Annotated in this window: 5 protein-coding genes; 2 read left to right on the top strand and 3 right to left on the bottom strand. The window is 73.7% G+C overall.

Features of this window, described 5'->3' with window-relative positions; translation table 11 throughout:
- Positions 1 to 91 precede the first annotated feature (91 nt).
- Together ACIBCT_RS00625 and ACIBCT_RS00620 are read right to left on the bottom strand one after the other, a co-directional pair.
- Positions 92 to 1009 (bottom strand): DUF1996 domain-containing protein, encoded by a 918-nt coding sequence (locus tag ACIBCT_RS00625; RefSeq protein ID WP_399185266.1) that lies wholly within the window; start codon positions 1007 to 1009, stop codon positions 92 to 94.
- A 72-nt stretch (positions 1010 to 1081) separates the two neighbouring features.
- Complete coding sequence (locus tag ACIBCT_RS00620; protein ID WP_399185265.1) at positions 1082 to 2800, bottom strand: discoidin domain-containing protein; 1719 nt, start codon at positions 2798 to 2800, stop codon at positions 1082 to 1084.
- 426 nt (positions 2801 to 3226) lie between these two features.
- Between ACIBCT_RS00620 and ACIBCT_RS00615 the strand changes: the two genes are divergently transcribed.
- Positions 3227 to 4222: a LacI family DNA-binding transcriptional regulator gene (locus ACIBCT_RS00615; protein ID WP_399185264.1), complete on the top strand. Its 996-nt coding sequence runs from the start codon at positions 3227 to 3229 to the stop codon at positions 4220 to 4222.
- On the opposite strand, the gene ACIBCT_RS00610 is transcribed toward ACIBCT_RS00615, so the two are convergent.
- Entirely contained in the window at positions 4206 to 4826 is a 621-nt protein-coding gene (locus tag ACIBCT_RS00610; RefSeq protein WP_399185263.1) for a MarR family winged helix-turn-helix transcriptional regulator, read from the bottom strand. The two genes, ACIBCT_RS00615 and ACIBCT_RS00610, sit on opposite strands and share 17 nt — an antisense overlap.
- Positions 4827 to 5036: 210 nt before the next feature.
- Between ACIBCT_RS00610 and ACIBCT_RS00605 the strand changes: the two genes are divergently transcribed.
- On the top strand, positions 5037 to 5987 hold the full coding sequence (locus ACIBCT_RS00605; RefSeq protein ID WP_399185262.1) for a saccharopine dehydrogenase: 951 nt from the start codon (positions 5037 to 5039) through the stop codon (positions 5985 to 5987).
- The last annotated feature ends 13 nt before the right edge of the window (positions 5988 to 6000 follow it).

The raw sequence follows: 6000 nt of genomic DNA, 5'->3' as shown, positions 1-6000 counted from the left end.
CCCGCGCCCCGGGAACCCGCGCCCCCTAACGGGGGACATCGCTAAAACACGGGCGCGGGGGGGCCCCCCCCCCCCCACCGCTCGGATCGGGTCAGGACGGGTTGCCGTCCGCGCCGCACTTGATGATCGGGCGGATGCAGTTGCGCACCCGGCGCTCCATCTCGGCCTCGGGCCAGGCGTTGAAGAAGTCACCGTGCATGGTGTACCCGGGTCCGGAGGCCAGGCGGAACCGCGCCGGGTCGCCGTTGACCGGGTAGCGCAGCACCTGGCGCAGCTTGGGCACCGGCACCGGGTGCGAGGCCGGGCAGGTCCCGCCCACCGGGTAGGACATGTGGCTCTTGTGGTCGGGGGAGTCGAGGTCCCTGCCGTTCCAGCACTGCGGGAAGTCCAGGTAGGACTCCAGCATCGTGCCGGCCGGGCAGTTCACGAAGTTCTTCGAGGCGCCCACGTGCCCGGCGTGCAGGCACGACCAGCGCGCGATCGTGTTGTCGTCGGGGCCGGTCGCCCTGGCGTTGCCCGCGACGATCCGCAGGCCGAGCGGGAGCGGCTGGATCCGCGCGATCACGTCGTCGCGCACGCCCTCGCCCAGGTAGTAGAACGTGGTGCCGGTCGGCTCCACCGGGGTGTTGCCGTTGTACAGGGTCGGCACCCAGTACGACGACAGGTCGACGCGCGGGTTGCAGTTGCTGGGAGAGCTCTGCAGGCTCGCCAGGGTCGTGTGGGCGTTGACGGTGGTGCTGCCGAAGAAGCTGTGCATGTGCGACGCGCCGGGCAGGCCGGGGAAGATGATCGGGTCGTCGGGCAGCCGGTGGCTGAACGGGCAGTCGGCGAGGAACTCCGCCACCCGTACGACGGCCGCGGACGAGCCGGCGGCCTGCGAGCGCGACGCCGTGCCGGCCTGGGCGGGCAGGGCCGACAGGGACGTGCCCAGCAGCGCGGCCAGCGCGAGGGCCAGGGTCAGCGGGCGTAGCCGGCGCCAGAGGGCACCGGACGAGGGACGTGGACGCATGGGGCGGCTCCTTTGGCCGGCTCTCCGGCACGGCTCGCCGGGAGCCGTGCCGGAAGGGGGGTGGGCGAGGGGTTACCGGTAGACGCGTACGTAGTCGACGAGCATCTGCTTGGGGAAGCCGGTGCTCGCGTCCGGCGGGCCGGGCCAGTCACCGCCGACCGCGAGGTTGAGGATGATGTAGAAGGGGTGGTCGAAGACCCACGGGCCCCGCGTCGCCTCGACCTGCTCCTTGCTGATGGTGACGACCGTGCGGCCGTCCAGCGTGTAGACGATGCCCTTGCTGTCCCAGTTGGCCGCCCAGACGTGGAAGTCGTCGGAGAGGTCGGCCCCGTTCGGCAGCGTGTACGAGCCGCCGATGCCGCCGCCGCCGTTGTAGGCGGGCGCGTGCACGGTCGAGTAGGAGGTCTTGACGTCCTTGCCGAGCACCTCCAGGATGTCGATCTCCCCGTTGTACGGCCACGGCCTGCCGGTGAGGAAGTCGGCGCCCATCATCCAGAACGCGGGCCACAGGCCGTTGCCCTTGGGGACCTTGACGCGGGCCTCGACCCGGCCGTAGGTGAAGGTGAACTTGCCTCCGGTGTTGATCCGTCCCGAGGTGTACCGGCAGGGTCCGCCCGGGCACGACGACCCGGCGGTGGTCTCCTCCCTCGCGGTGATGACGAGGTTGCCGTTGCCGTCCATGGCGGTGTTCTCGGGCTTGTAGTACTCCAGCTCGTTGTTCGGGCCGGTCCCCGGGTCCTGGGTCCACTTGGCCGCGTCGGGCCTGGTCCCGGCGGCGCCGTTGAACTCGTCGCTCCAGACCAGCGACGGCGGGTTGGCCGGGTCGGCCGGGAGCGGCGGAGGCGTGATCGGCGCGCCACCGGTGCCCCAGACCTGGAACTCCCACAGCGAGTAGCCGTACGGGGTGGCCCGCTGGGTGCCGTACATGCGCACGTAGCGGCCGGTGCCGTCGACGGTCAGCGTCTGCTTGAAGCCGGTGCCGGTGGTGGTGGAGTAGATCGGGGTCCAGGTGGCGTTGTCCGGGGAGACCTGGATCTGGAACGCCCTGGCGTAGGCCGGGTCCCACTGCAGCACGACCCTCTTGATCTGCGCGGTCGCGCCGAGGTCGACGGAGATCCAGGCCGGGTCCACCCAGCCGCCGGTGGGGCTGGTCGCCCAGCGCGAGGCCGGGTCGCGGTCGAAGGCCCTGGCCGGGGTGCACTCCCAGCAGTTCCCGTCGTGCTGGGAGGTGGAGGCCGCGCCGGGCCTGCCGTAGGAGAGCAGTCTGAGCTCGCCGGGGTTGCCGGGGTCGGTGGAGCCGGTCGTGCCGTAGACCTGGAACTCCCACAGCGAGTAGCCGTAGGCGGTGGCCCGCTGGGTGCCGTACACGCGCACGTAGCGGCCGGATCCGCTGACGGTCAGCGTCTGGTCGCCTCCGGTGCCGGTGGTGGTGGAGTGGATCGTCGTCCAGGTGGTGCCGTTGGGCGAGGTCTGGATCTGGAAGGCGCGTCCGTGGGCGGCCTCCCACTTCAGCGAGACCTGGGAGATGGTCGCGGTGGCGCCGAGGTCGACCTGGAGCCACTGCGGGTCGCTGAACGCGCTGGACCAGCGGGTGCCGGGGTTGCCGTCGACGGCGGCGGACGCGGGGAAGGCCACTCCCTCGGAGGAGGAGGCCGTCACCGGCCTGCCCTGGGAGAGCAGGACGTCGGCGGCCGCCGAGGCGGGCAGGACGGCCAGGCAGGGGGCGAGGAGGCTGACGGCGAGGGCGATCAGCAGGACCAGTGGGCGGGCGGGATGTCGAGGCGAGGGCATCGCGTCTCCTCGTGGTGGGGGGTGCAACCGATATCGGTTCGGGGAGCGCTCTCTGAGCAGAGATTGCTCTTGTCTGACCGACGCTGTCAAGTACCCGCTCAACCAGTAGGAAACGGCCCGGACACGTGCCGGTAACCGGCCGCACGCTTCAGGGAGCGCTCCCGGAGGATCTTTTCGGTCATCGCTCGTGGCCTCTGAGCAGCACCTTGGCGACACCCGGGCCGAAAACGTTCCGCCGCACCCTGCCGTCGCGTGACGCCGCGGGGACCGTGCCGGTCCGCGGGAACCCGGCGAGAATTTCCTCCGTGGACCGCTCCGCCCCGGGGAGCGTTCTCTTCATGATCAACGGATAGGCTGCGGGGAGGGTGGGACCGCACGCCCCGGCAGTCCTGGCCACCCGGCGGTACGCACTGCGGGAGAGACCACATGAGACGTCCCACGCTGGACGCCGTCGCCACCCGGGCCGGCGTGTCCAAGTCGACGGTCTCCAGGGTGGTGAACGGCGAGCCGACGGTCGCCGCCGACATCCGCGACCTCGTCCTGCGGGCGGTGAACGAGCTGGGGTACGTCCCCAACCCGGCGGCGCGCAGCCTGGTGACCCGGCGCACCGACTCCATCGCGGTGATCGTCTCCGACCCGCCGGCCGGGCTCGTCTCGGACGACCCGATGTTCTCCACGGTCGTGCGCGCGGCCAGCCGCGAGTTCGAGGCCGCGGGCAAGCAGGTCGTGCTCATGCTCGCCGGTTCGGACGACGCCCGGCTGCGCGCCACGCGGTTCGTGTCCGCCCGCCACGTGGACGCGGTCATGCTGGTGTCGATGCACGGCGCCGACCCGTTGCCCGCGGCGCTCGCCGCCACCGGCGTCCCGCTCGTCTCGCACGGCAGGCCCCCCTCCCGGACCTCCATCCCCTGGGTGGACAACGACAACGTCGGCGGAGCCGCGCAGGCCGTACGGCACCTGCTGGAGGGCGGGCGGCGGCGGATCGCCACGATCTCCGGGCCGCTGGACATGTCCGCCGCCCAGGACAGGCTGGGCGCCTACCGCGAGGTGCTGAGCGAGACCGGGCGGCGTTCGATCGTGGCCATCGGGGACTTCACCCGCGTCTCCGGGGCCGAGGCCATGGCGCAGCTGCTGGAGGACGACCCGGCGCTGGACGCGGTCTTCGCCGCCAACGACCTGATGGCGATCGGCGCGCTGCGGGCGCTGCGCCGGGCGGGCCGGCGGGTGCCCGACGACGTGGCGGTGGTGGGGTACGACGACATCGAGGCTGCCCTCTACACCGATCCGCCGCTCAGCACGGTGCGCAGCCCCATGGGCGAGCAGGCCGCCGCCTCGGCCCGCCTGCTGCTCGGCCTGCTGCGCGGCGAGCCCGCGGAGCCGGTGATCCTGCCGACCCGGCTCGTGGTCAGGGAGTCGAGCTAGCCTCCCGCGCCGGGGGGAGCGGGTCCCCCGCCCGCCGGGTGCCCACCGTGGGCCCCGGCCCGGCCACGTGAGTCCCCGCCTGCCCCCCGTGGGCCTCTGCCTGCCCGTCGTGAGCCCCGGCCTGCCCGTCGTGAGCCCCGGTCCGGCCGCCGTGGGCCCCGGCCTGGAGGGCGCGGGCGAGGCCGTCCAGCCCGAGTGCCAGGCCGGCGCGCTCGGCGTCGGTGAGCTCGCCGAACAGCGTGGCGTGCGTGGCGCGCAGGCCCGCGCCGACCTCCTCGGCCGCGGCCCACCCCTGCTCGGTGAGGCGGAGGCGGTAGAAGCGGCGGTTCGCCGGGTCGCGCTCGCGCGACAGCCACCCCCGCCGCTCCATGCCCGCGGCCAGGCGGCTCACGGTGCTCTTCTCCAGGCCCAGGCGGACGGCCAGCTCCCGCTGGGAGAGCGTCTCGCCCTCGGCGAGCTCACCGAGGGCGAACACCTCCGACAGGGAGAGCCGCAGCTCACCGTGGCCGTGCGGTTCGAGCAGCCCGCCCGCCCTGGCGAGCAGCCTGAGCAGGCGACGCAGATCGTCGTCGGGGAACACTCCCCCATGAGTTGTGTCGTACAACTGTTGGTCCTATGCTCGGTGTCGGACAGTTGCTTCGTACAACTTATAGGAGGGTGCCATGCGCACCGCCCGCAGAACCCGCACGGCCGGCGTGAGCGCGCCCGGCCGTCCCGCACGGGACGGCCGCCTCGCACGGGACGGCCGCCACGACGGGGACGGCCGCCTCCTCGGAGACGGCCACGACGGACCGGCCGGCCGGCGGTCGCGCCGATGAGGGCACTGGTGCTCGGCGGGTACGGCGCGGTCGGTGCCCGGATCGTGGACGGCCTGCGCGCCGGCGGGGACGTGGCGCTCGCCGCGGGCCGCGACGCCGCACGCGCCGACGTGCGGGTCGACCTGACCGTCCCCGCCTCCGTACGGGCGGCGCTGCCCGGGATCGACGTCGTCGTCAACGCGGCCGGTGCCGAGGACCCGGCACTGGCCGCCCTGGTCACCGAGCACGGCGCGGCGTTCGTCGACGTCACCGCCACCACCGCCTACGTCACCGCCCTGGAACGGCTCGCACCGCCCCGGCCGGTCCTGCTGAGCGTGGGGCTCGCCCCCGGCCTGACGAACCTGCTCGCCGCCGCGGTGCACGACCCGGCCGCCCCCGCGCCGATCGACGTGGTCCTGATGCTGGGGGCCGGCGAGCACCACGGCGAGGCGTCGTACGCGTGGGCCTACGGCCTGCTCGGCCGTGACTTCCGCGACCCCTGGACCGGGACGGCGGTGCGCAACTACACCCGCGGCCTCCGTCTCGACCTGCCCGGCTACGGCAGGCGACGGGTCTACCGGGCCGACTACTCCGACCAGCACGTCCTCACCCGTGACCTCGGCGTGCCGGTACGGACGCGCTTCGGCCTGGACTCGCGGGCGGCGACCGCCTGCCTGGCGATGCTGACCCGCCTTCCGGGCGCGTCGAGAGCGCCCCGGGGACTGCGCTTCCCCGGCACCGACCGGTGGCTGGCGCTGGCCCGCTCCGGGAACGGCACGACGCGCTGGGCCACCGGCCAGGGCGAGGTACGGGCCACCGCCGCCGTGGCGGTGTCCGCCGCGCGGGCCGCCACGACGCTGCCGCCCGGCGTCCACCACCTGCACCGCGTGTCGGCGCTCGGCGACCTCCCCGGGGACGCCGGCATCCGGCTCGGTTCCTCACCCCGGGACGTCCTGCCCGTCGCGTGACGCGGGCGACGGC

Origin of the sequence: Streptosporangium sp. NPDC050855 (assembly GCF_044456585.1) — a bacterium.
Taxonomy (GTDB): domain Bacteria; phylum Actinomycetota; class Actinomycetes; order Streptosporangiales; family Streptosporangiaceae; genus Streptosporangium; species Streptosporangium longisporum.
Note: the sequence above shows the minus strand (reverse complement) of the source record. Positions and strands in the feature narration are given on the sequence as shown.